A 22,908-nucleotide genomic window follows, 5' to 3' on the forward strand; every position below is an offset into this window, starting at 1 on the left:
GTGCATAAGCGTGAAAAAGAAAGTTTTCGCAATAGGGCTTAGCTTAGCGCTGTTTTTGGTTTTGGTGAGCTCGCAGGCAGCTTTGGCCGGTTACCCAGTGACGGGTTCAGAGGCGGCATCCAGCCTGGCAAGAGCTATTCAATACCTGCACCGTGTCCAGAACCGCGACGGTGGTTTTCCGGCGAAACCAGGAGGCGAGAGCAGCCAGGCGGTCACTTGCTGGGTCATCATGGCTTTAGAGGCAGCGGGAGAAGATGTCGCGGGCACGGCGTGGGCGCCGTCTGGTAAGAGCCCTTTGGATTACCTAGAAACTTGTAAGGATGATATACAAGAGACCTGTGATTATGCTCGTTTGTTACTGGCTCTCAGTGCAGCGGCAAAAGATCCTAAGTATAAAGAGCTGGACTTGACGGAAAAGATAAGTTCTTTTCAACAGAGCGATGGGGCGTTCTTCCAGCCCGGGCGAGGAGAAAAAGGGATGATAAACGCCCACATGTGGTCGATACTGAGCCTGGCCTCTGACGGCAAAAAGATACCAAACCAGGACAAAGCTCGAGAGTGGCTGCTCGCCCGCCAGAACAGGGACGGGGGCTTCAGCTGGCTGGAGGGGTATCAGAGCGATGCAGATGATACGGGAGTAGCCCTTCAGGTCTTGGTGCTTTTAGGAGAAAACCCCAATAATTCGACTGCGGTAAAAAACGCGCTGGCTTACATCAAGAGGTGTCAGGAGGACAACGGGGGATTCAACTGTGGTGATGCGTGGATGGCCAGCGGTGCCAATGCCGCTTCCGATGCCTGTGTCATACAGGGGTTAATAGCTACGGGGGAAGACCCTCAAAGCCTCGAGTGGTCGAAAAACGGAAAGAACGCCGTGACTCACCTTCTAAGCTTACAAAACAGCGATGGTTCCTTCAACTGGAAAGAAGGAGTGGCCTCCTCGCCGGTTACAATGACCGCCTATGCGGTGACGGCTTTGGCCGGAAAGCCGTTTCCGGTAAATGTTAACTACTGGAAACAATCGAAAAGTGCGTCGAAAAGCGTTTTTTTCGACCTTACTCCGGAATACTGGGCTTACGATTCCATAATGAAGCTGGTACAGGTAAAGGCCTTGGGCGGGTACCCGGACGGGAGTTTTAGGCCGGAAAACCGGGTAACGAGAGCAGAGTTCGCGGTGTTCTTGTATAGAGGGCTGGGTTTGGAAGAGGCCGAGGGCAAAGCCAGCAATGGATTCGCAGATGTTCCTAAGAATTACTGGGCTGGTCAGGCTATCGCTGCCGTGGTAAGCAAAGGTTATATGAAGGGCAAGCCTGGCGGTTTATTTGACCCTAACGGTAAGATCACCGGAGCCGAACTGGCGAGTATACTGGCGAGGGCCTTGCCCCCTGATAAAGCCGGTTCCGTAACCGCCGGCCCATACTGGTATTCAGCGTCTGTAGAAGCAGCTCGGAAAAACGGGTTGTTGTATCCTGATTTCCAAGCAGCTCTTCCTGCCACCAGGGCCCAGTGTGCTTACAGCATCGCGCAATTAAGGAATGTATTAGGAATGAAATGAGGGAGAAACGATTATTGAAGGATGCGGCAATGAAACATGAACCGAAAAGCTCCTAAATTAACCTTTACGGTTGTGGTCCTGTCGTTAATATCGGGTTTGTTGGCGAAGCTGTGGTTCAGCAGGGAAGTGAACTGGGCTTTACTGTTAACCGTGGGTATCGCTTTGGTTATCGGGGCTGTATTGTGGCGGTTCGAATGGGGTAGGGTCAACTCCAGGCAGGTGGCGGTTGTCGCTACTATGTCGGCATTGGCTGCCATATCTCGGGTACCGTTTGCGGCGATCATGGGGCTCCAGCCCACGACTTTTGTGGTCATGATAACCGGGTATGTTTTTGGGCCGCAAATGGGGTTTGTGGTCGGTGCGGTTGCCGCTTTGGTTTCCAACTTTTTTCTAGGACAGGGGCCGTGGACTCCCTGGCAGATGTTCTGCTGGGGCGTGTGCGGAGTGATTGCAGGGGCGCTGGCCAGGTACCAGAAAGGATTTAATTCTGCTATTTTCGCGATTGTGGGCGGGGTGTGCGGGTATCTTTTCGGCTGGGTGATGGACTTTTGGTACTGGGTAGGCTTTGTTTACCCGTTGACGTGGAAGACCTTTGCGGCCGCTTATGCGGCCAGCCTGCCGGCAGATACTTTACACGCCATCGGTAATGTGGTTTTTGCCATGGTATTTGGCAAGCCGTTTTATTCGATTTTGTATCGGTTCAAGACAAGGTTTTCGGTCGATTACATCGAATAGCTTTATAAAGGCAAAACCAAAACAGAGTTCTATTTTTCTGATCCACGTCAATAGCGCCACACCGGTGGGTTCCAGGGGCACACAGGTGTGTTTGTGATATCCCTCGTGTGGGTTCCTTTGTCTGCACCAAGCGAGTCGGCGAATTGGCGGGGGTATACATGCCGAGAGATGGAGGGAGTTGCGATTGCCCGGCTCAGGATTTCAATTGGGTATTTTTTCTTGGTTCGGGTTTGTACTCCCGCTGAGCGAGAGGCTCAGGATGATTAAAGAGGCCGGGTTTGGTGCTACTTCTGTCTGGTGGGAGGACGAACAGGGATATCCGGGAATTAAAAAGGAGAACATGCCGCGTATGGTACGGGAATCCGGTTTGCTCTTGGAGAACATACACGTTCCATATGACGGGTGCAACGCGTTGTGGAACGAAAACCGGTCGGTCAGAGAGGCCGAAGTGAAGAAACACATAGCTTGGGTTGAGGATTGTATCAGGTACGATATTCCGGTGATGGTGATGCACATAGCAGATGGACCTGCCCCGCCGGGTGTATTGAAATACGGCGTGGAAAGCATCGGCCGCATCCTGAGAGTCGCGGAGCAAGGGGGCATAATTCTGGCTCTGGAAAACACTGACCACACCTCTTATCTTCGCCTTGTTCTTTCTGAAATCGAATCCCCTTGCTTGGGGCTGTGTTATGATAGCTCGCACGACCTGCTTTACAACCCTGACAGTCCTCAATTGCTCTCGGAACTGGGCGGGCGCTTGGTTGCCACGCATTTATCCGATACCGACGGGATGCGGGACCGGCACTGGCTGCCGGGCCAAGGAGTTATCGACTGGGAACAAATCGGCAGGGTTTTTCCGCAGGCCACTTACCGGGGTCTCCTGAGTTTGGAGGTGTGCGCCGATGGTTGTTGGAGCAGGGGGGATCCGGAGGCATTTATAAAAAAAGCTTATGCACAAGCTCTGCGCATTGGCGGTCTGCTGACACGTTCACGACCTTCTGACGTTTGGGTTAGTTGAATTGAGGTTGAGTTTTTATTTGGCATAATATGGATGGTTATTGACTATGACTGGATGGCAGGTGTGATGGATATGAAACTGCTGGCGGTTACTTCTATTAGGGAAGGGGCAGGGAAGACTACTCTGGCAGTGAACCTGGCTTGTGGTTTGGCCCGCGGCGGGTACCCTGTAGCTATCGTGGACATGGGGCGAGATTCGGCGGCTCGGCGGTGGTTGGAAAAGTTGTCCGGGTTGCCCTCCGGCTTGGCGCTCGCCTCCTGGGAGGAACTGAGGCAAGGAATAGATGAAAGAGCGGGTGTTGCGGTGGTTGACCTGGAGCTTACCGACCCGCCAGGGGCTGAAGTGTTAGCTCGGGCTGATGTGGTCATGGCTGTTATCGGGTTCGCAGGCGACATGCCGGACAGGGATGAATTGGATCGGATAGAGAGAAAGGTACAATCGATAAGGCAAAAAGAAACCGGGATTGACCTCGTCGTTCCTAACCGGGTCAACCCGCGGGAATGGAAAGAAAATGAGAACAAGCTGATGACCCTGATCGAGGTCTGGGGGGAGGAGCGGATAGCCAATCCCGTGCCCGGCTGAACCCGCATCGAAGATCTTCCCGGGGCCGGGAAGACGGTATGGGAGCTTTCTGTAGAGAACCTCAAGGAGCCGTTTGATTATCTTGTGAGCTTTGTGGTGGAGTGTGGTTAGTCGCTTCAGATAAGTCTTTGGAAATGATCCTGTCCGAAGCCGAGAAAGAGGATTCAATCGATGGCGGGGAAGTCTTATTGCTAATGACTTTTGTCAGTAAAGCCGTTCCTGCCGGGTATAGAATTCCCCGGACCAACTGGCGGGTTACCTTTGCCGTTCCTTTCTTAACCAGCCTTCGAACAGCCCAACGAAAAATTAATCCTTTCACTGCTTTCCCACCTTTCCTAGCTTTCAGGCGCCTAACAGACTGATGTGGGCCTTTAACCGGCGACGTTTCTGGTGCCAGTGCCAGATAGAGAGAAGGGTTACCTTTCTGAGGCCGCCAACTTGTTGCGGTGAATCGGTTATCGGGGTCGGCCATAATGGGTAGAATATTCTTATATTGACATATGTTCAGAATCATTTTATCATGTAATTTGAACTTATGCTCAGTACGTGCGGACGATTTTAAACAGCAGGGAGTGAAACGAGCATTGCCTAGACACAGAAAACGGAGAAGGGTCGGGCACGTACCCATGTGTTCGCTGTTCAAACCGGCAGGGATTCCCGCTTACGACCTTGAAGAGGTTGTTCTGAGGATCGAGGAGATGGAAGCTATCAGGCTCAAAGATCTGGTGGGGTTAGACCAGGAGGCCTGTGCCGAAAGGATGGGTGTTTCTCGACCGACTTTCCAGCGCATCCTGGTGGAAGCCAGGCGGAAAGTGGCAGAGGTTTTGATCGAAGGCAAGGCCTTGCGCATCGAAGGAGGGGCTTATCATCTCGATCCGGAGCATTTGCAGTGCCCGCGCTGCCAGTACAGCCTGATAGAGAGGGGTAGCTACAGGTGCCCGAAGTGCGAACAGGTACTCAGTACTGACGAGAATGGTGAGCCGTGAAATTCAGTGTAAAGGTCAAAGGGTATCCAGGCACGCTTGAAGGGACATGCTGAGCACAGGAGGTTAATGGAGGTGAAGACATGAAAGTAGCTATGAGCGTGGAACAAGATTCTGACAACGCGAGAGTAGACGAGCGTTTCGGGCGTTGCCGCTACTTTGCAGTTGTTGACACCGATACGAAAAGCGTGACTTTCGTGGCCAACGATGCGTCCGAAAGTAGCGGGGCTGGGGTCAAGGCTGCCCGTGCGTTGCTGAAACAGGGAATCGATGCGGTGATTGTGGGCAACATAGGGCCAAAGGCCTTTGAGGTTTTAGCCAGGGCTGGCATTCCGGTTTATGGGGGATTGACCGGCACCATCCAGGAAAGCCTGGAACTATTCATCCAAGGCAAATTGGGGAAAATGGACATGCCTAATAATTAAACTAGGGGGTTATAAAGATGAGGATCGCGGTGGCAAGAGAAGGGGATATGGTGTCCGAGCACTTTGGACACTGCGAACAGTTCGTCCTGTTCGATGTCGAGGGAACAGATGTCACCAACATGATGATAGTAGATAATCCAGGGCACCAGCCCGGGTTTCTGCCGGGGTTTTTAAAGGACAAGGGAGTGGACGTGGTGATAGCCGGCGGTATGGGACCTAAGGCGGTGGAGCTGTTTCAGAGTTTGGGCATAAAAACCATAACCGGTGTGCGTGGATCCATCCGCGGTGCTGTTGAAGCATACGTGGCCGGAGAACTTAAAGGGACAGGTGAGGTGTGTGACCATCACGGAGGGCACGACTGCGAGCACCGGTGAGGGGGCAAAACCGTGGTTATCGTAGTTGCCAGCGGGAAAGGCGGTACCGGCAAAACTACAGTGGCTACAAACCTAGCAGCCAGTTCAGCCGAGCATCAGCCGGTGCAGTTTTTGGACCTGGACGTGGAAGAGCCTAATGCCCACGTGTTCCTGAAGCCGGAGATTAGCGAGCGAACCGAGGTTTACACCCAAGTGCCCTCTGTAGATTACGGGCTTTGCAATCTATGTGGTTTGTGCGGGGATGTCTGTGCTTTCAATGCTCTGGTACCTTTGACGGAAGAGATACTGTTTTTCCCGGAGCTCTGCCACTCATGCGGGGTTTGTTCGTATTTTTGCCCGACGAAGGCCATTTCGGAGGTAGAACGCGAGGTTGGGGTAATCGAGGGAGCTGAAATAGATAATATCGTCTTTGCTCAGGGGAAGCTCCATATAGGGGAAGTAGCGGCTCCAACTGTTATCCAGGCACTGAAGCACAGGATAATGAAAAACCGGTTGGTTATAATGGATGCTCCTCCGGGCACGTCGTGCTCGGTGGTAGAAGCGGTTAGAGGTGCGGATTTTTGCCTGCTTGTAACTGAGCCTACCCCTTTTGGCCTGAGCGACTTGAAGTTGATGGTGGACCTTGTGGGTCAGCTCGAGATCCCGGCAGGCATCATAATCAACCGGTATCGAGAAGGATGGGACAGAATCGATTGCTACGCTGAAGAAAGGGGCATTCCCGTACTGATGCGCATCCCTTTTGATCGCGAGATAGCCTTCTGTTATGCGGAGGGGAGGCTTTTTACCAGAAGCTTACCGCGGTATGCGGGCATGTTTGCCGGGCTCGTTGGCAAGATAGAGGGACTGGTGATAAGATGAAAGAGTTGGTGATAATCAGTGGTAAAGGGGGGACCGGCAAAACCTGTTTATCCTCATCTTTAGCGGTGCTGGCAGGTAGTTCTGTGATTTGCGACTGCGACGTGGAGGCACCCAACCTTCATATCCTTTTGCAGCCTCAACCGAGGGAGTCGGAGGCTTTTTCAGCCTCGCGGCGAGCGTGGTTGGATCGGGAGAAGTGCGTAATTTGCGAATTGTGTATGGAAATCTGCCGTTTCGACGCCGTTAGTGATTACCAGGTTTCGGACCTAGACTGCGAAGGCTGCGGTTTTTGCTCCCGTATCTGCCCGGTAGAAGCGATCCGCATGGAAGACCGCGTTTCCGGAGAATGGTACCGGTCAGAGACGGTTTACGGGCCCATGTTTCACGCGCGGCTGCGGGCGGGGCAGCCGAACTCCGGTAAACTGGTGGCTCTTCTAAGGCGTAAAGCGAAAGAAGCGGCGAAGACCGATGGGAGGCGTTACATCATAACCGACGGACCTCCTGGTACCGGATGCCCGACCATAGCGGCTATTACAGGATGTAGCCTGGCGGCTATCGTTACCGAGCCGACGCTTTCTGCTATCCACGACATGCAGAGAGTCATAGAACTCTGCGAGCATTTCAAGGTAAGGTTCGGGGTAGTAATCAACAAGTGCGATCTCAGTCCCATCAAAACCCAAGAAATAAAGGAGTTTTGCAGGGATAAAGGGATTGCGGTTTGGGGAACCATCCCTTACCGCGAAGACTTTTTGCACGCGATTGATTGCTGCTTACCCCCTGTGAGTTATTCTAAAGATATAGCCGAAATCGTGAAACCTATTTGGAAAGAAATGGAGGTATGTTTGAGTGAGTAACGGTGAGAGTTGCAAAACCTGTCCCTCAAGCCAAGATGGGAGCTGCAGTCAAGCTCAGTCCATCGAGGAAAAGTCTCTGGTAGGTTGCTTTAACCACGTTAAGAACATGATCGCGGTGATGAGCGGGAAAGGCGGGGTGGGCAAGTCCACGGTCAGCAGTCTTCTCGCTCTCAGCTTGAGACAGAAAGGCTACGAGGTCGGGATACTGGATGCGGACATCACAGGTCCTAGTATTCCAAAAGCGTTCGGCATTGCGAGGAGCCCGGGCGTGACCCCGTTCGGCATACAGCCGCCGGAAACCCGGACCGGTATCAAGCTCATGTCCATCAACCTGCTTTTGCCCAACGAGGATGATCCCATAATCTGGAGAGGTCCGCTTTTAGCCGGCGGGGTAAAGCAGTTTTGGGAGGAAACGGACTGGCGCGAACTGGATTTCATGATCGTGGACCTCCCGCCTGGCACCGGTGACGTGCCACTGACGGTTTTGCAGAGCCTGCCGGTTACCGGAGTAGTGATAGTCACATCCCCGCAGGACCTGGTATCGATGGTGGTTAAAAAATCGATAAAAATGACGCAAAAGCTGGATAAACCCATTCTAGGGCTTATAGAAAACATGAGCGGTGTGGTCTGCCCGTGCTGCGGAACATTCTTGGAAGTCTTCGGGCGCAACCGCGGGCAAAAAGTCGCGGAGGAAATGAACATTCCTTATTTAGGGAGCTTGAAGTGGGATCCTGAGTTAATCGAGATGGCTGACGAAGGTACTATTGAAGACTACAAGTCGGAAGCAGTAGAAGAGATAACGGTAAGGTTGCTCGAAGAGGTGAAAGGGAAAAACCCTGCGCCTGAAGAGGCTTAGTTCTGAGTTGAATTTTTATAATTTAATACCCGAGATAATTGACATATGTTCAAAATGGGGTTAGAATTAAATCGAGCATATGACCAAATTGATATGTTCTTTTGGATAATTATCTCGGGAGGTGAACAGAATGCCTGGATTTAACGGAACCGGACCGTTGGGATATGGACCGGGGACCGGAAGGGGTTTTGGACCCTGCGGAGCTGGCCGGCGTATGGGAAGAGGCTTAGGCCGGGGATTTTTCGGCTTTGGCGGCAGAGGATTTGGAAGAGGTTTCGGCCGCGGTTTCTGGGGCTTTTTCGGAGGCTTCCCCGGCCAGAATCAGGAGGCTTTGAAAAATTACCGCCGGTACCTGGAACAAGAGCTAAAAGCGGTAGACAGTTACCTGGAAGACGCTAAGGAAGATTAACATTTCGATTATGAGGCACCCTCCACAACGGCCTCTAGGCCGCACACAATATGAATTGAGCCGTCGCTTTTGACGGCTCGATTTTTCGATGCTTGAACTCACTCGCTAACACCAGGCTGCACGGTTAAAAGGCCTCCGGGCTTTTGTCCTTCAACGCAACGTGTCTCCATCCAAAAAGTCTGCCTGCGTGAAGCAGTGTCTTGTTTAAGGAGTAGGTATCAGGTATTGATTTTTAGCTTCTGACCGGCCCTAGCTAGGTCATCCTGCAGAGGCTTGATTACCTGTTCTACTGCTTCCTCCTTGGTAGCGAACAGTCCCATGTGGACCAGCCAGGCTCTGCGGCTGCCCTTGCGCCACGGCGAAACAAAGATCTCGTAAACTTTGGGTTCGGGTTGAACTACCAGATCGGTTATGGTCCATATTTCGGAGAATGGATAATCGAAGGGCAAGGTACAATAACCTCCCAACTCTCCCCAGTCTTTTCCCCACGAATTCAGGGCTAACCACCGGTTATCTTTGGTCCAGCCCACCAGAACCAGGGCGTGAAAGCCGTACATATTCTCTTTGATGGGGTCGGGTTTGGGCAGGTGGCCTCCCTGGTAAAAGCTGTCATAAACCGGAATCACTGCCATCACCGGACCCAGATCCATTAAGGCGGATTTGATTTCCTCAACCAGATAAGCCGCGGCGTAAGCCTTGATTCTTTGCGGGTAGGCATCATTGTGCATGGCCTCGGTTATCATAGTAGCTGCTACCGGGTATGGGTAAATCCCCGGAAGCAATTGCTCCCGGCATACTCCGCGTTTGAGCAGGATTTCTAAGGCCTCACGCGGTATCATCCCTTCACCCCGATAGTGTTTTTGCTCTCGGGCTCCGTAGATGTAAGCAGCGGAGTAACGAGTGTACGTATTCCTTTCTTTTTGTTCTTGAATTTCTTTGATTGCTTTCAGAGAATAGGCTACGCAGGCTCCTACATCATCCTGATCGTAAGGCTCTGGTATCAGAGGCGCTACCTTGAATTCAACCGGGAAAGACCTCTCGACTTGCACAAAACGGGCAACGTGAAAATCGCGGTGATCTTTGGGGCTGGGAATAGCCCCGAGTTTGCGGTGACGGTAGTCGGACATGAAGTCCCTCCTCTCCCTGATTAGCTCTTTAATTAGGACCTAGGCAGTAAATAGTTGGTGAAACCAGCAGGAACTAAGATAGGGCTGTCGAATAACACAATATTTGGAACAAATGACATTAACCTTGGTCAATACATAATACGGGTCTCTCCCACGTTTTGCTCCGCCAAGGTACATAGGCGTGCACTGACTCAGTGTTCAGAACATCTTAAAATGCCTGTAGTTACAAAGCCAGCCGGCCATTGTGTACCGAGATAGCTCGATCATTTATGTATGGTGCTGAGCACGCGGTTAGCGGCTATTTTTGAATCAGACTGCAAAGTTGATTAGCTGTTGCACCTGGAGGTGAAAGAAGGAAAAAGACGGACCTTGTCGAAGAAAAAACTGGGGAGGTTTGCATCTGTGTTGGAATACCTGGCCGTGGCCTTGGTGATTTTTGTGCCGGTGGCAGTGGTGGGCTCTAAGTGGCTTCAAAAACGGGGACTGAGCCCCAGAGCGATTGGGCTTTTATTGATGGTTGCTTTGGTGCTGGTTGGATTGTTCCCCGTCCTGGCGTCGAATTTGAACCCGTTTGCTTTTGCCGGGCTGCATGTGGTAATTTTTGCAGGAGCAGGTCTGTTGATTTGGACCTGGGGGAAGCCTCAGCTAGCCGCGTCGGATCAAGCAGGGCAAAGCTCCTATTTGGAGTCTTGCGAAGCAATGAGCGAAGAGCTTGGTCTTGTTGAAGAAGGTGCTCCCAACGGTGGTCGGGCGACGAGTGAGGTAGAATCGGAGGAGCACGCAATCGTTATAGAAACAGAACCAGAAGAAGAAAGCCCGCCGGTACTGGTTGTTCCAGATTCAGCCGCAGGTATCGGAAACGTAATAGAAGAGTTGGGAATTTTGGCCTCTGAAGTTGAACCGGTAACAGAAGGCGAAGCAGGTGCGAGTGGTGAAGCCGAAATATCGGCTCCGGATAAGGAAGCAGAGCTTTTGGGTGGTGAGGGGCCAGAATTGAGGCAACACCTTGCGGTACCGCTTGAGGGTCCGGAGAGACAAACAGCGGGCGAAGACGGGTTAATAGGAGAGGGTGTTCTCGATTCGATCGAACTGCCCGGGCCTGTGGGTACTGGAGCGGAAGATGAAGGCCCGCAACCCGATACTCCGGCTGTTGAAGAACCGCCGGCAGAAACGGGAGCCGCCATTGAAAACTTGATAGACAGGGGATTTAGAGCCAAGTCCGAGGGAGACTATGGTGAAGCTGCGAGCAGCTTCTTTGCAGCTTGGAAGGTATCTACCCAGCCTGAACTTCACTTTATGTTAGGCATGGAACTGGTTACCCTTTACCGCGAGACAGGAGACTACAGTAAAGCCTTAGAAGTATTGGATGCCCTGGCTCAAAACGGGGCAATCGGTGAGGCGAGAAGCGAAACGGCGTTCCGGGAGAAAAAGTTGCTTGAAATCACGAAAAGGCTTTTGCAGGAGATCGGTATGCCCGATTTACCAGCTTCACAAATTCCGAGGTTGATAAGGCGCAGGGCTTGGGAAGAGTTTATTTCTGCGTATCATAATAAATAATCAAACGGGAAGGGAGTTAGGTCCATGAAAAAAACCCAGGAGATCATTGGGCTGCCGGTTTTTTCTATAGTCGATGGGAAGGAGGTTGGGCAGGTAAAGGACTTGGTGATCAATCCGGAAGAGGGTTCGATTGAATACCTTTTGGTGAACGGGGGCAACTGGTACGTGGGGGCCAAGGTTCTTCCCTACCGTGCTGTCATGGGGATCGGGGCCCATGCGGTCACGACTGAGAGTGAGAACCTTTTGACCAATTTGAACGAGTCGACCAATGCCAGCGTCCTTCTCCAGCGAAACATCAAAGTGAAGGGGACAAAGGTCTTGACCAAGAAAGGTAACCTGCTGGGTGTGGTCAGCGAGTATGAGGTGGATGAAAACACCGGTAAGATAACCAGTTTGGAGTTTAAATCCCTGGATGGAGAAGGCGAAACCACGGTGATCAGGGCTAATCAGGTTCTTACCTTTGGTAAGGACGTACTGGTAGTGGAAGAGAAACTGGGCGAGGTTGGGCCTACCCGCCGCCCGTCGACAACCGGGGAAATAGCGGCATCCGGGAACGAAGGCCAAAGCGTTTCGGGAGAGGAGTCAGGACGAGAATCCGCGGCAACCAAGCTGTTTGTGGAAAGGCAGAGACAGTTCCTCATGGGCAAGAGGGTTATTCAGGAGATTAGAGACGATGCCGGCAATGTAATCATACCCGAAGGTGCTCTTATAGACGAAGCTGTTTTGGATATCGCCGAGGCCCACGGTAGGCTTATCGAACTATCACAGAATATCAAACCGTAAGTAGGAGAAGCTTATGTTGCCTGACAGGAAACAGCTGTGGTGGGGATTGACCGGTGCGGTCATAGTGTACATCATCACGGTTTTGGGGACGTCTCTGGTTTTGACTGCAAAGGATAACGGGAGAATCCCGCCTAACACCTTCATTGCAGGTATCCCGGTAGGAGGATTGCCCTACGAAAAAGCCAAAGAGAAACTTTTGGCCGGTATCTCCGAACGGATTGATAATGGAGTAGTGTTTTCATCAAAGGATAAGAACGTGAGTGTAACTCGACAGGATTGCCATATAGGGATTGATATAGAGCAAAGCCTAGCCCGTTGTCAGGATGAGGGATGGGCTGGTTGGCAAGGAATGGTAATTCATAGTTTGAGCCGAGCCAAACGTCGAGATTTACCCATAGTTTTTACTTGGAATCATGGGAATCTAGAACAAGTAATTAGAAAGCTGAGCTCCGAATTTGATGTTCCCGCTAAGGACGCGCGGATAATATGGCGGGACGATTCTCTGGAATACATACCTCATGAAAACGGGCGAAAGGTTGACCAAGAGACAACCCTTCGACGCTTAGAACAGAGTCTAGCTGCAGGTAAACTGGGGCCTGTGTCCATCGCTTTTAAAACCGTTTACCCCCGGGTAAAGCTGGATGATATCAAAACAGTCAAAGATACTCTAGGTGTATACGTGACCACCTTTGACCCGAACCAGAAGGCTCGTACCAATAACCTTAAGCTTGCGGCCGCTTCTATCGACGGAACCATAATCATGCCGGATCAAGTCTTCTCGCTAAACGAGGCTCTAGGGCCTAGAAGCGAGAAGGATGGTTATCAAAAAGCCCCTGTTTTTGCTAATAACCGGGTAGTACAGGATGTTGGCGGGGGAATATGCCAGGTGGCTACCACTCTGTACAACGCGGTGTTGCAGGCAGGTTTGGAAATAATTGAGCGCCGGCCTCACTCCCGTCCTATCAGCTATGCTCCTTTAGGGCTAGATGCTACTATATCGTCGACTGCAGGAACGGACATGAAGTTCAGGAACAACACGGATTTCCCTGTTATGATTTCGATATCGGTCAAAGATGACAAACTGATTGCCAGGATTTTCGGGTGCCAGACGTATGCCGGCCGGAAAATAAGGGTGGAGACTGAAAAAAAAGAGATCCAGCCCCGAGTGGTTGTTAAAAGCGATCCGGCGCTGCCGGAGGGAAGTCGCGTGGTAAAACAGGCAGGGAAGAAGGGGTATCTGGTCAAGATATACCGCGTGGTTTCCGAAAATGGCCGCGATGTAGAAAAGACTCTCTTGTCCGAAGATTATTACCGGCCAACGGATATGATTATACTGGTGGGGCCCAACGGTTCAGGCGAGATGAAGTGAGGGTCGGGGGAGGATATTGAGAATGCCGTCTTATAAGGAGAAGAAGCCGCATTATAGCGGCTTCTTCGTATTAGTATGAGCCCCAGCCGTCAAAGCAAAACAGCAGGATTATTAGGAGTAGGATTAACAAAAAGCCGTTGTCGCGTCCGCAACCATCCATTTTCACCTACTGGCCTCCTTTCGTGTCGAGGTGGCTAGCCCGTCGAAGAGGGGGATAAGGCCTGGTCGATCTACCCCTCCTTCCCAGCAGTTAACCAACCGGACTAGTGGTCAAAGACATTCGAGCAGGTCATATCCTGGGGTTAATACATGTTATGAAACGCGCATTAACATGGTTACTGTGCTCCTGTTATTCCTCGCGGGAAAGGGGTAGACTTGTAATGGTTAACTAGCCTCGACATGGGCTGGAGGCAGAGGATGGTATTAATCAGTCGCTTACCGCCGGTACTTCGAGGTTTTCTTCATTTTTTTTCTTGTTAAGGTTGGCCAGCAGGTTCAGAAGGAGCATCAAGGTTTGGGGGTTCAAATTTTGAGTATTAGTGGTTTCTCCCGAACTTAATTTTAAGGAACTGAGCAGACCGGCTAAGAGGTCTCGGGTTTCCGCGGCCGAATTCTCCACCATAGGGGCGGGTTGCACCTGGGAATGAGTCGAAATGTAGTTGATTATCCCTAGAAGGTTGACGAGCGAGAGCAGGCCGACTAAACTGGGAATATCGAGGTGCCCGTTTTTGCCCGGGACAGTGACCTCGTACACGATAGTTGACAGCAGTTTGACAAGGTCTTGTTTGTCCATGGTTTTCACTCCTTTATGTGAAGCAGGTTAATGGCTTTGGCGGTTTCCTCTATCATCTTATCGCGGGCCATTTTAATAGCTCGGTTGATGGTTTCGACCACACTGGACTTGAGGATACCGGCCTTACTGGGAGAGAGAAGGCTCGTATCGATGAAAATATCTAGGACCTCCTGTTGGTAATTCATGGAAATAGAGACTAGGTTGTTCTGGGAGTTGACCGTGAATACTCCTTTTTTGAGGGATTTATCGATGTCAACCAAGCGCTGGCGAAGTTGTTCGGCGCTATTCAACATGCGGGAGAGGTCTTCGGTTTCCACTTTATCACCTCCGGTCTGGCATGGGAATTCTATAAAATTATATTCAAGGCTGGTTTTTTTAGCTTAGGTAAAAAAAGGAGGCAAACACAAAATGGAGGAATTAAGACAAGTTGTCAAAAGGGAATCCTTGCGTACCCTGTTTTGGGCAGTGATATCATTGGCCTTGGCGGTTACTATTGGTCACTTGGTGTTATAATTTAAGAAAAAGGATTTTTGGCTCGAGAAGTTGGGTGTTGGTCAGGGTTTCCACGGGCCAGTGTTTACCGCGGAAATGAAAGGAGGAAGTTGTTATGTCAGCGGTGCAACAATTCGGGGTGAATGACTTTGATTCTGAGGTATTAAAATCCGATATTCCAGTCCTGGTAGACTTTTGGGCGGCATGGTGCGGTCCTTGTAGGATGGTGGGACCGGTGGTGGAAGAGATTGCCCAGGACTTCGCTGGCCGTTTAAAAGTGGGCAAGGTAAATGTAGACGAGAACCGGACACTGGCTGCAAAATACGGGATCATGAGTATACCAACCCTGATTATTTTCAAGAATGGGCAGGAAGAAGAACGGTTGATCGGCTACCAGAGCAAAGGCGAGCTGGCAGCGGCGATAGAGAAGGTTTTAGGTTAGAAGTTGAGCCACAGATTGACACGGATGCTTTTGACGCTGATTAACGCAGACAATTCTAATTTTTATATATTTTTTTGTTCTCAGCAAAATTGAATTACCGTAAGTATAACAATATGCATCAGATGGCTGTAGACCACACTTTAGGAAAATTATACCATTATAAAATTATAATATCTGCGTCCTTCTGCGTCTAATAACAAATATCTGTGATCATCTGTGTCTATCTGTGTTTATCTGTGGCTAAGGTTTGCCCCGTTTTTCGCGGCCGTTGCCGGAAGGGTGGTAAAATCGTTTACCTTCGAGTTCCGGCGGGAGGTATTGTTGGTCAACGTAGCCCCCGAAGTCGTGGGGGTATTTGTAACCGACTCCCCGACCCAGGATTGCGGCCCTGGGATGAGAAGCGTCGGCGATATGAAGGGGAACCTTAATCAAAGGAAGATCCCTGACTGCTTCTAGGGCTTCGTCGATGCCTACCTTACTGGAATTGCTCTTGGGGGCCAGGGCCAGATACAGCGAGGCCTCGGCCAAGGGGATGCGGGCTTCTGGGAGCCCCACCAGTTCTACGGCTTGCGCGGCAGCGGTAGCGATCAGCAAAGCTTGAGGATCTGCTAGCCCGATGTCTTCGGCCGCGTGTATCACCAGCCTGCGGGCTATAAACCTGGGGTCTTCGCCTCCCTCGAGCATTACTGCTAACCAAAAGAGCGTAGCATCTGGATCCGAGCCGCGGATGCTTTTAATGAAGGCGGAAATGGTGTCGTAATGATGATCCGCCTTTTTGTCGTAATTGATTACCGTTTTCCCGTGCACCTCCGCGACTTCCTGGGGAGTAATGAGCAGCCGTTCCCCTTCCCGGTACTTTGCCAGAAAGAGGTTTTCTACCAGGTTGAGGGCGGTGCGGGCGTCCCCTTTTGCTGCGATGACGACGCTTTTTAGGGCTTCCTCCGTTATTTCGATCCCGTACTTGCCCAAGCCTCGCTCTTTATCGTTCAAGGCCCGAAGGAGGATGCGTTCGATTGCCTGTTCATCCAGGGGTTCCAGTACATATATATGGGTCCTGGATAGCAGGGCCGAATTTATCTCGTAGAGCGGGTTCTCGGTAGTCGCGCCTATTAGAATGAAGATGCCTTCTTCGACCATGGGGAGGAGGGCATCTTGCTGAGCCTTGTTGAAACGGTGGATCTCATCCAGAAACAAGATGGTTCGCTGTCCGTAGAATTTCAAACGCTGTCCTGCCTCACCCGCCAGTTGGCGGATGTCCGCCGTGGTAGTGCTGACTGCCTTCAAGTACTCGAAGTGGGAACGTGTCTTCTTGGCTATGATGTTCCCCAGGGTAGTCTTCCCGGTCCCAGGAGGGCCATAGAGTATCATGGAATGCAATTGGTCTCTTTCTATCATGCGGCGAAGAGGTGCCCCCGGACCGACCAGGTGTGCCTGCCCTTCGATTTCGTCAAGATCCTTTGGCCGCATCCTAAACGCCAAAGGGGACCAAACCTGAGGTTGGTTTTGGCTTTGATAAGAGAAAAGATCCATAAAAAACTCCCTTCAAAGTGACCTAACGCTTGTTTGCGTATAATTTAGAACTGGAATGAAGAGTTAAGAATTAAGAATTAAGAATGGACAATGGAAACGGCAATTCTGCATTCTTAATTCTCAATTCTTAATTCAATTATAGCTTACGGAGGAAGTATGAGCGAAAAGGTTGCAGTGCTAATGAGCGGGGGAGTAGACAGCGGCGTTGCCGCCCTGCTTCTCAAGGAACAAGGCTACGATGTTATCGGGTTGACCATGCTGAACTGGTCGGCCGAAGTTTGCCAAAAGGCAGCAGAAGTTGCTCGTTTCCTGGGGATTAGCCACCACGTAGTAGACCTGCGTGCTCATTTTAAGCGAAAGGTCATTGACTACTTTTGCCGAACGTACGAGGAAGGATTGACTCCCAATCCTTGCGTTGTGTGCAACGAGTTTATCAAGTTTGGACTGATGCTCGAGCGGGCCTGGGACGTAGGATGCCGGTGGGTGGCTACCGGGCATTACGCGCGGGTGGAACTTGACGAGACCACCGGGAGACATCTACTCAAAAAAGGGGTCGACCCCAAAAAGGACCAATCGTATTTTCTCTATCGGCTTAAGCAGAACCAGCTATGCCGTTTATTGTTCCCATTGGGTAACATGACCAAACGGGAGACGAAATCAATCGCCGCAAAATATGGGCTGCCCGTGGCCAAGGCAGAGGAAAGCCAGGAAGTTTGTTTCATAGAAGGGGATTACCGCCAATTTCTGGCGGCCAAAGGGGTAAAAGGGGTTCCGGGGCCAATACGGGACCAAGAAGGGAATGTGCTGGGGACTCACCAGGGCTTGATCTCATATACGGTTGGACAAAGGCGTGGCCTAGGCCTTAGGGCCGGTCGGCCTTTCTACGTGATTGACCTGGACACCAGAAACAACACGCTGGTGGTGGGGGAAGAAAAGGAGCTTTACCGCCAGGAACTTTTGGCTACAGACAATAATTTTATCCCCTTCGAATCCCTGACGGAGCCGCTAATGGCTGAAGCAAAAATACGATATACGGCCCCGTTGGCACAGGCTCGCCTTACTCCCGTGTCTGGAGGGATAAAGGTCGAATTCGTTCATCCTCAGAGAGCCGTTACCCGTGGCCAATCGGTCGTGTACTACCAGGGGGATGTAGTGGTGGGTGGCGGGATAATAGCTTAGAACCGGAATGAATCTGTCCCCAGGGGAAATAATATAAACGTCTCTGGTCGAAGGGAGAGAAGACGTTGAAGGCTAGGAGCCTCCTGGGCATGCCTATAGTGGTCCCGGCAAGAGGAGAGATAGTGGGCAGGGTGTGTGACCTGGTAATCGAAGAGTTTGACCTGAAAGGATTGCTGGTCGAGGAAGAAAACGGTAAGGTTGGATTTATCGAACAGGAAGGCTTTAGTATAGGGGAAGATGCTGTTTTATTGAATGAAGGTGCAGGTTTAAGACCGTATCAAGGAAGGGGAAAATCATCATATAAGGATAAAATGGGTGAAACCATTTTCGATAGCGATGGACGCGAGATCGGCAGGGTTAGTGACCTGGTCATCGACGAAGAGACGAAGGGGACGATCGCGGTTGAGATCTCGGGTGGGGTTATTCAAGATTTTCTGGCAGGCAGGCGGGAGGAAATACCTATGAACTCCATCCGGGTTGACGGGTCGGACATGGTTGTTGTGGAATCCGAAGAAAGGAGTGGAAATGGTTGAATTGTCCAGTATGTGGCGGAGTGCAGGTGGGCAAGGTAGGGAACGACCAGTACTACTGCTGGAACTGTTTTGTCGAGTTCAATACTAGTAGAGGCAAGATTAGCCTGTATGAGGTGGCCGAGGACGGTAGCCTGGTATCCTTGAACGATTCTTTTGATATCGGGCGGTAAAAAGCCGCGCCTCGAGGTTGGGAAATGATACCTGGACGAGGAGGGTTGAACGTTTATTGAATTTCAGGAGGGGATGAAGCGTGTCGTCCCTTTTTCCTTCCCGGCGTTTACGGTATACGGTGATGATCCTGGTGGTCTTGGCCACCAGTTATTTTTTGTACCTGGTTCGACAGGTAATGACTCCTTTTGCGGTTGCTGTGGTGCTGGCATACCTGGTGTTTCCTGTTGTTCACAGGATTGAAAGAATAGGAATCGGTCGCAGTTACGCCATACTCTTAGTATATCTGGGCGCGGCAGCCGTGGCCGGAGCCGTCTTTTATTATGCGGTGCCGGCGATGGTGAGAGAAGTGGGGGCTGTAGGTGCTCTTATTCCTCATTATGTAGGCCAGGCAGAACAGATGGCCCATCGGGTGGAAAACATGGCTTTCAATGCAGACTCAATCGATCAAATGGTTGACGAAGCCGTCGAGAGAGGGCGAAGCTATTTATACGGTTTGTTTCGCGGGTTTTTGGAGGCTATTTTTAACTTCGCTCACAGCATACTCTCGATAATATTTGCACCCATTTTAGCCTTTTACTTGACAAAAGATTGGGAAAAGATCAGAGACGGCTTTCTCGACATCCTGCCGGTCAGTGCCCGGCAGGACACCATTAAGCTGGGGCGAGATATTGACGGGGTGCTGAAGGAGTTTATTAAAGGACATCTGTTGGTAGCTGTCCTGGTAGGCTCGATGACCGGCCTCGGGGCTGCCCTCCTCAAAGTGAAATTTGCGCTGTTGATAGGGATGATTTGCGCGGTAGCCGAGCTGTTTCCCTATTTCGGTCCAATTCTAGGAGCAATTCCGTCAGTGGGGCTTGCCTATGCGCAGTCTCCGCGCCTGGCTGCCTACGTTGCTCTTATTATTCTAGTAGTACAACAGGTAGAAGCTAGTATACTCTCGCCCCGCATCCTGGGAGGAAAAGTGGGCCTGCATCCCCTCATTGTTGTATTTGCTCTTTTGGCTGGAGGTGAACTTTACGGTATTTGGGGTATGTTACTGGCAGTTCCTGTAGCCGCGGTTATTAAAATCCTGGGGAGTTTTTTCTTTTACAAAGTGGTGGAATAATTGACATGTCCCAACTTATAGAAGAAAATTAGAAAAAGTGCAAACGAGGGAGGATTTCAGTGCGGACCAGTAGCGAGATTCGTAAGATGTTTTTGGATTACTTTGCCGAGAACGGACATACCGTGGTCGAAAGTTCTTCGCTTGTACCCGCCAATGATCCAACTCTGCTTTTTACCAACGCCGGCATGAACCAGTTCAAAGACGTATTTTTGGGCATTGATAAACGCCCTTACACCCGGGCTACGTCGTCCCAGAAGTGTGTCAGGGCTGGAGGCAAACATAATGACCTGGAGACTGTAGGTCGAACTGCCCGTCATCATACTTTTTTCGAGATGCTCGGAAACTTTTCTTTCGGCGATTACTTCAAGCGGGAAGCCATTTTTTACGCCTGGGACTTGTTAACGAGGGTCATCGGGTTGCCACCGGAAAGATTATGGGTAACGATTTTTACCGATGATGACGAAGCCTTCGAACTGTGGCAAGAGATAGCGGGTATTTCCCCGCAAAGGATCGTACGCATGGGCGAAAAAGACAACTTCTGGGCTATGGGTGATACCGGGCCTTGTGGTCCCTGCAGCGAGATCATATACGACCGCGGGGAGAAGTATCGCTGTGATGCCCCTCTCTGTGCTTTGGGTGTCTGCGATTGTGACCGCTGGCTGGAGATATGGAACCTGGTTTTCATGCAGTTTAACCGGGACGAAGCCGGTAACCTGACCCCGCTCCCCCGTCCCAGTATCGATACCGGAATGGGGCTAGAACGCATTACCTCCATTTTGCAAGGTGTTGATAGTAACTTCGATACCGACCTCTTTATTCCCATTATCCAAAAAATCGAGGAGATGACAGGCAAGAAATATGATCGGGGGCCCGGGGGATTTCCTTTCCGCGTGATAGCGGACCACAGCCGGGCCTGCACGTTCCTCATCGGTGACGGGGTTTTGCCCAGCAATGAAGGACGGGGCTACGTTTTGCGCCGTATTTTACGCCGGGCAGTGCGCTTTGGGAGGCTTTTGGGTATTGAGGCGCCTTTCCTGTACCGGATGGTTGGGGTTGTAGTCGACAAGATGAAAGATTCGTATCCCGACCTGGTGGACAAACAGGAGTTCGTGGCTAAGGTTGTAAGAATGGAAGAAGAGAGATTCTTTGTTACTCTTAACGAGGGGATTCGCAAGGTGGGCGAAATCATCGAACGGTGCCAGGCCGAGGGGAGAAAAGACATATCGGGGCAAGACGCCTTCATGCTTTACGATACTTACGGTTTTCCCTTAGATCTGACCGAGGATATGGCGGAAGAAAACGGCCTGGGGGTAAATAAGGAAGATTTCAACAGGTTGATGGAAGAACAACGGGAGCGGGCCCGGAGGGCGCAAAAAGGAGAAGATGCCTTCGCACAGGAGAAGCGGTTGGCCGAGATGCTGGAAGGTATACCTTCTACCGACTTTGAGGGATATCAGCGTTTGTTTACCCTGACCAAGATTCAGGCCATCATCAGCGGGGAAGAAGAGGTGGATCTCATCCGGGATGGAGAAGCCATACTGGTGCTAGCCCAGACTCCATTCTACGCAGAAAGCGGCGGACAGGTAGCGGATAAAGGAGTCATAAAGGGTTCAGAAGGCACTTTTATCGTGGATGACGTAAAAAAGGTAGCCGGATGGATACTTCACTACGGGCGGGTGCAGGGTATACTGGTCAAAAACGAAGAGGTTCAGGCCGAGGTGGATGAGCAGCGCCGACTGGCCACAGCCAGAAACCACACGGCAACGCATCTTTTGCACAGGGCTCTGCGCATGGTAGTGGGCGAGCACGCCCAGCAGAAGGGGTCTTTGGTCGAACCGGAGCGCTTGCGCTTTGACTTTTCCCATTTTGCGCCGTTGACCGAGGAAGAGATTCAGGCAATCGAGGATATCGTCAACCGCAAGATCTGGGACCTGGAAAAGGTAGAAGTGGATCTCGCTACTTTAGAAGAAGCCAAGCAGAAAGGGGCTATGGCGCTTTTTGGTGAAAAATATGGAGATGAGGTTCGCGTCATCAGTATCGGGGATTTCAGCATCGAGTTGTGCGGTGGCACCCATGTCGAGAACACCGGGCAAATAGGTCTATTCAAAATTATCAATGAAGGCAGCATCGGGGCAGGACTTCGGCGGGTTGAAGCTTTGACCGGTCCCAGGGCTTTGGATTATCTCAATGCCCAGGAGAGGGAGTTAAAGACAGCAGCCTCGGTTCTAAAGGTTCCAGCACAAGAGCTGGCCCAACGGGTGGAAAGCTTGAGCCGGGAGCTGAAAGAGAGCGAAAAAGAGATCGAAGCCTTGAAAAACAAGCTGGCCCGCCAGGAAGCGGCAGAGCTATTGCAGCAGGCCTTTGAGGTTAATGGGGTCAAAGTCTTGGTAGCCGAGATGAGCGGGCAAGACATGGCTGTGCTTCGACAGAACGGGGAGATGCTGAGGGACAAACTGGGCCGGGCGGTGGTGGTACTCGGTTCGGCTCGGGACGGCAAAGTCAACCTGGTGGTCTTCGTTGCCAAGGAACTGACCGACCGCTTGCATGCCGGCGAAATCGTGTCAGCGGCGGCGAGTGTGGTCGGCGGCGGGGGCGGGGGCCGGGCGGACATGGCCCAGGCCGGAGGCAAAATTCCCGAAAAACTTGGGGAAGCCTTACAGCGAGCCCGGGCTAAAATCGAGGCGAGTCTCTGAGTTCAGGAATAAGACGCAGATTAACGCTGATTGACTTTGGTTGATTTTGCGGATTGGAGCGAGTTACGTCAATCTTCCTCAACAGTGACGCCGAAAGGTGTCATAGGGTTTGCGGTTCGTCGTAATGGGGGACAACAACAATTCGAGATGGGGAAAAAGAGGAAAGAATTGCTCGCATGTTGAAATATCTCTTCAGGGGGTGATATTATGCCCGAAGGGCCTGAAGGGACAGTCAGTTTTCAGCGGTCCAAGGATGGACAGGAAGCGGTGAGAGCCATTCTGGAGGCTGTATATAATGCGCTCAAGGAGAAAGGCTACAACCCTATCAACCAATTGGTCGGTTATATGATTTCCGGGGATCCGGCTTACATCACAAGTTATAAAGATGCTAGAAATCTTATCTGCAAAGTGGAAAGAGACGAAATACTGGAAGTATTGTTTGCCAACTATCTTGAGAAGTAGAAAGGGTACAGCCCATGCCTGGCATG

General features: G+C 51.3%; 25 protein-coding genes. 21 read left to right on the plus strand and 4 right to left on the minus strand.

The window, feature by feature from the left end:
- The first annotated feature begins 10 nt into the window (after nt 1-10).
- The 11 genes from HPY90_RS00720 (at nt 11) to HPY90_RS00770 (ending at nt 8,646) form a co-directional block, all read left to right on the plus strand.
- Nucleotides 11-1,552 carry an S-layer homology domain-containing protein gene (locus HPY90_RS00720; RefSeq protein ID WP_287189963.1) on the plus strand — a complete coding sequence of 514 codons (1,542 nt, stop codon included), beginning with the start codon at nt 11-13 and terminating at the stop codon, nt 1,550-1,552.
- A 36-nt stretch (nt 1,553-1,588) separates the two neighbouring features.
- Nucleotides 1,589-2,287, plus strand: coding sequence for an ECF transporter S component (locus tag HPY90_RS00725; protein ID WP_287189965.1), 699 nt, complete (start codon nt 1,589-1,591; stop codon nt 2,285-2,287).
- A 259-nt stretch (nt 2,288-2,546) separates the two neighbouring features.
- Nucleotides 2,547-3,305, plus strand: a complete 759-nt coding sequence (locus tag HPY90_RS00730) for a sugar phosphate isomerase/epimerase family protein (protein WP_287189967.1) — start codon at nt 2,547-2,549, stop codon at nt 3,303-3,305.
- A 72-nt stretch (nt 3,306-3,377) separates the two neighbouring features.
- A complete protein-coding gene (locus HPY90_RS00735) occupies nt 3,378-3,887 on the plus strand; it encodes a nucleotide-binding protein (RefSeq protein ID WP_287189969.1) in 510 nt (169 codons plus the stop codon).
- A 584-nt stretch (nt 3,888-4,471) separates the two neighbouring features.
- A complete protein-coding gene (locus HPY90_RS00740; RefSeq protein WP_287189970.1) occupies nt 4,472-4,873 on the plus strand; it encodes a DUF134 domain-containing protein in 402 nt (133 codons plus the stop codon).
- Nucleotides 4,874-4,953: 80 nt separating this feature from the next.
- Nucleotides 4,954-5,295 (plus strand): NifB/NifX family molybdenum-iron cluster-binding protein, encoded by a 342-nt coding sequence (locus tag HPY90_RS00745; protein ID WP_013174523.1) that lies wholly within the window; start codon nt 4,954-4,956, stop codon nt 5,293-5,295.
- A gap of 17 nt (nt 5,296-5,312) precedes the next feature.
- Nucleotides 5,313-5,669 carry a NifB/NifX family molybdenum-iron cluster-binding protein gene (locus tag HPY90_RS00750; protein WP_287189972.1) on the plus strand — a complete coding sequence of 119 codons (357 nt, stop codon included), beginning with the start codon at nt 5,313-5,315 and terminating at the stop codon, nt 5,667-5,669.
- 12 nt (nt 5,670-5,681) lie between these two features.
- Nucleotides 5,682-6,527 (plus strand): ATP-binding protein, encoded by an 846-nt coding sequence (locus HPY90_RS00755; RefSeq protein WP_013174525.1) that lies wholly within the window; start codon nt 5,682-5,684, stop codon nt 6,525-6,527.
- Nucleotides 6,524-7,381, plus strand: coding sequence for an ATP-binding protein (locus tag HPY90_RS00760; protein ID WP_287189974.1), 858 nt, complete (start codon nt 6,524-6,526; stop codon nt 7,379-7,381). Before HPY90_RS00755 ends, HPY90_RS00760 begins: the two co-directional genes overlap by 4 nt.
- Nucleotides 7,374-8,237, plus strand: coding sequence for an Mrp/NBP35 family ATP-binding protein (locus tag HPY90_RS00765; RefSeq protein ID WP_013174527.1), 864 nt, complete (start codon nt 7,374-7,376; stop codon nt 8,235-8,237). The genes HPY90_RS00760 and HPY90_RS00765 overlap by 8 nt, the downstream gene beginning before the upstream one ends.
- A 130-nt stretch (nt 8,238-8,367) precedes the next feature.
- Nucleotides 8,368-8,646 carry a DUF5320 domain-containing protein gene (locus HPY90_RS00770; RefSeq protein ID WP_287189976.1) on the plus strand — a complete coding sequence of 93 codons (279 nt, stop codon included), beginning with the start codon at nt 8,368-8,370 and terminating at the stop codon, nt 8,644-8,646.
- Nucleotides 8,647-8,864: 218 nt separating this feature from the next.
- Here the strand turns inward: HPY90_RS00770 and HPY90_RS00775 are convergent, their stop codons facing one another.
- Nucleotides 8,865-9,773 (minus strand): C1 family peptidase, encoded by a 909-nt coding sequence (locus HPY90_RS00775; protein ID WP_287189977.1) that lies wholly within the window; start codon nt 9,771-9,773, stop codon nt 8,865-8,867.
- Between the two features lie 402 nt (nt 9,774-10,175).
- Between HPY90_RS00775 and HPY90_RS00780 the strand changes: the two genes are divergently transcribed.
- From HPY90_RS00780 to HPY90_RS00790, 3 genes are read left to right on the plus strand one after another with little or no spacing between them, the layout of a single operon-like run.
- Nucleotides 10,176-11,330, plus strand: coding sequence for a hypothetical protein (locus tag HPY90_RS00780; protein ID WP_287189978.1), 1,155 nt, complete (start codon nt 10,176-10,178; stop codon nt 11,328-11,330).
- A 24-nt stretch (nt 11,331-11,354) separates the two neighbouring features.
- Nucleotides 11,355-12,113 (plus strand): PRC-barrel domain-containing protein, encoded by a 759-nt coding sequence (locus tag HPY90_RS00785; RefSeq protein WP_287189980.1) that lies wholly within the window; start codon nt 11,355-11,357, stop codon nt 12,111-12,113.
- Between the two features lie 16 nt (nt 12,114-12,129).
- Nucleotides 12,130-13,482, plus strand: coding sequence for a VanW family protein (locus tag HPY90_RS00790; protein WP_287189982.1), 1,353 nt, complete (start codon nt 12,130-12,132; stop codon nt 13,480-13,482).
- A 427-nt stretch (nt 13,483-13,909) separates the two neighbouring features.
- Here HPY90_RS00790 and HPY90_RS00795 read toward each other — a convergent pair whose 3' ends face one another.
- Both HPY90_RS00795 and HPY90_RS00800 read right to left on the minus strand, forming a co-directional pair.
- Entirely contained in the window at nt 13,910-14,275 is a 366-nt protein-coding gene (locus tag HPY90_RS00795; RefSeq protein WP_287189984.1) for a hypothetical protein, read from the minus strand.
- Between the two features lie 5 nt (nt 14,276-14,280).
- Nucleotides 14,281-14,592: a YbaB/EbfC family nucleoid-associated protein gene (locus HPY90_RS00800; RefSeq protein ID WP_013174534.1), complete on the minus strand. Its 312-nt coding sequence runs from the start codon at nt 14,590-14,592 to the stop codon at nt 14,281-14,283.
- A gap of 290 nt (nt 14,593-14,882) precedes the next feature.
- On the opposite strand from HPY90_RS00800, the gene trxA reads away from it, so the two are divergent.
- A complete protein-coding gene (gene trxA / locus HPY90_RS00805; protein WP_287189985.1) occupies nt 14,883-15,209 on the plus strand; it encodes a thioredoxin in 327 nt (108 codons plus the stop codon).
- A 240-nt stretch (nt 15,210-15,449) separates the two neighbouring features.
- Here the strand turns inward: trxA and HPY90_RS00810 are convergent, their stop codons facing one another.
- Nucleotides 15,450-16,688, minus strand: coding sequence for a replication-associated recombination protein A (locus tag HPY90_RS00810; protein WP_353733627.1), 1,239 nt, complete (start codon nt 16,686-16,688; stop codon nt 15,450-15,452).
- 207 nt (nt 16,689-16,895) lie between these two features.
- Between HPY90_RS00810 and mnmA the strand changes: the two genes are divergently transcribed.
- From mnmA to HPY90_RS00840, 6 genes are all read left to right on the plus strand, one after another.
- Nucleotides 16,896-17,918, plus strand: a complete 1,023-nt coding sequence (gene mnmA / locus HPY90_RS00815) for a tRNA 2-thiouridine(34) synthase MnmA (protein ID WP_287189989.1) — start codon at nt 16,896-16,898, stop codon at nt 17,916-17,918.
- Between the two features lie 65 nt (nt 17,919-17,983).
- Complete coding sequence (locus HPY90_RS00820) at nt 17,984-18,451, plus strand: PRC-barrel domain-containing protein (protein ID WP_287189991.1); 468 nt, start codon at nt 17,984-17,986, stop codon at nt 18,449-18,451.
- Nucleotides 18,448-18,621 (plus strand): YrzR-like zinc ribbon domain, encoded by a 174-nt coding sequence (locus tag HPY90_RS00825; protein ID WP_013174540.1) that lies wholly within the window; start codon nt 18,448-18,450, stop codon nt 18,619-18,621. Before HPY90_RS00820 ends, HPY90_RS00825 begins: the two co-directional genes overlap by 4 nt.
- A gap of 80 nt (nt 18,622-18,701) precedes the next feature.
- Nucleotides 18,702-19,727 (plus strand): AI-2E family transporter, encoded by a 1,026-nt coding sequence (locus HPY90_RS00830; protein WP_287189994.1) that lies wholly within the window; start codon nt 18,702-18,704, stop codon nt 19,725-19,727.
- Nucleotides 19,728-19,786: 59 nt separating this feature from the next.
- Nucleotides 19,787-22,420 (plus strand): alanine--tRNA ligase, encoded by a 2,634-nt coding sequence (gene alaS, locus HPY90_RS00835; protein ID WP_287189996.1) that lies wholly within the window; start codon nt 19,787-19,789, stop codon nt 22,418-22,420.
- 207 nt (nt 22,421-22,627) lie between these two features.
- Entirely contained in the window at nt 22,628-22,882 is a 255-nt protein-coding gene (locus HPY90_RS00840) for an IreB family regulatory phosphoprotein (RefSeq protein ID WP_287189998.1), read from the plus strand.
- The last annotated feature ends 26 nt before the right edge of the window (nt 22,883-22,908 follow it).

Source organism: Syntrophothermus sp. (genome assembly GCF_013314835.1).
Taxonomy (GTDB): domain Bacteria; phylum Bacillota; class Syntrophomonadia; order Syntrophomonadales; family Syntrophothermaceae; genus Syntrophothermus; species Syntrophothermus lipocalidus.

What these genes read in the sequence shown, in the direction of transcription:
- HPY90_RS00750 (WP_287189972.1), top strand. Translation starts at nt 5,313, where the DNA reads ATGAGGATCGCGGTGGCAAGAGAAGGGGATATGGTGTCCGAGCACTTT.
- mnmA (WP_287189989.1), top strand. Translation starts at nt 16,896, where the DNA reads ATGAGCGAAAAGGTTGCAGTGCTAATGAGCGGGGGAGTAGACAGCGGC.
- HPY90_RS00795 (WP_287189984.1), bottom strand. Translation starts at nt 14,275, where the DNA reads ATGGACAAACAAGACCTTGTCAAACTGCTGTCAACTATCGTGTACGAG.
- HPY90_RS00840 (WP_287189998.1), top strand. Translation starts at nt 22,628, where the DNA reads ATGCCCGAAGGGCCTGAAGGGACAGTCAGTTTTCAGCGGTCCAAGGAT.
- HPY90_RS00745 (WP_013174523.1), top strand. Translation starts at nt 4,954, where the DNA reads ATGAAAGTAGCTATGAGCGTGGAACAAGATTCTGACAACGCGAGAGTA.
- HPY90_RS00785 (WP_287189980.1), top strand. Translation starts at nt 11,355, where the DNA reads ATGAAAAAAACCCAGGAGATCATTGGGCTGCCGGTTTTTTCTATAGTC.
- HPY90_RS00770 (WP_287189976.1), top strand. Translation starts at nt 8,368, where the DNA reads ATGCCTGGATTTAACGGAACCGGACCGTTGGGATATGGACCGGGGACC.
- trxA (WP_287189985.1), top strand. Translation starts at nt 14,883, where the DNA reads ATGTCAGCGGTGCAACAATTCGGGGTGAATGACTTTGATTCTGAGGTA.
- HPY90_RS00725 (WP_287189965.1), top strand. Translation starts at nt 1,589, where the DNA reads ATGAACCGAAAAGCTCCTAAATTAACCTTTACGGTTGTGGTCCTGTCG.
- HPY90_RS00735 (WP_287189969.1), top strand. Translation starts at nt 3,378, where the DNA reads ATGAAACTGCTGGCGGTTACTTCTATTAGGGAAGGGGCAGGGAAGACT.
- HPY90_RS00775 (WP_287189977.1), bottom strand. Translation starts at nt 9,773, where the DNA reads ATGTCCGACTACCGTCACCGCAAACTCGGGGCTATTCCCAGCCCCAAA.
- HPY90_RS00760 (WP_287189974.1), top strand. Translation starts at nt 6,524, where the DNA reads ATGAAAGAGTTGGTGATAATCAGTGGTAAAGGGGGGACCGGCAAAACC.
- HPY90_RS00730 (WP_287189967.1), top strand. Translation starts at nt 2,547, where the DNA reads ATGATTAAAGAGGCCGGGTTTGGTGCTACTTCTGTCTGGTGGGAGGAC.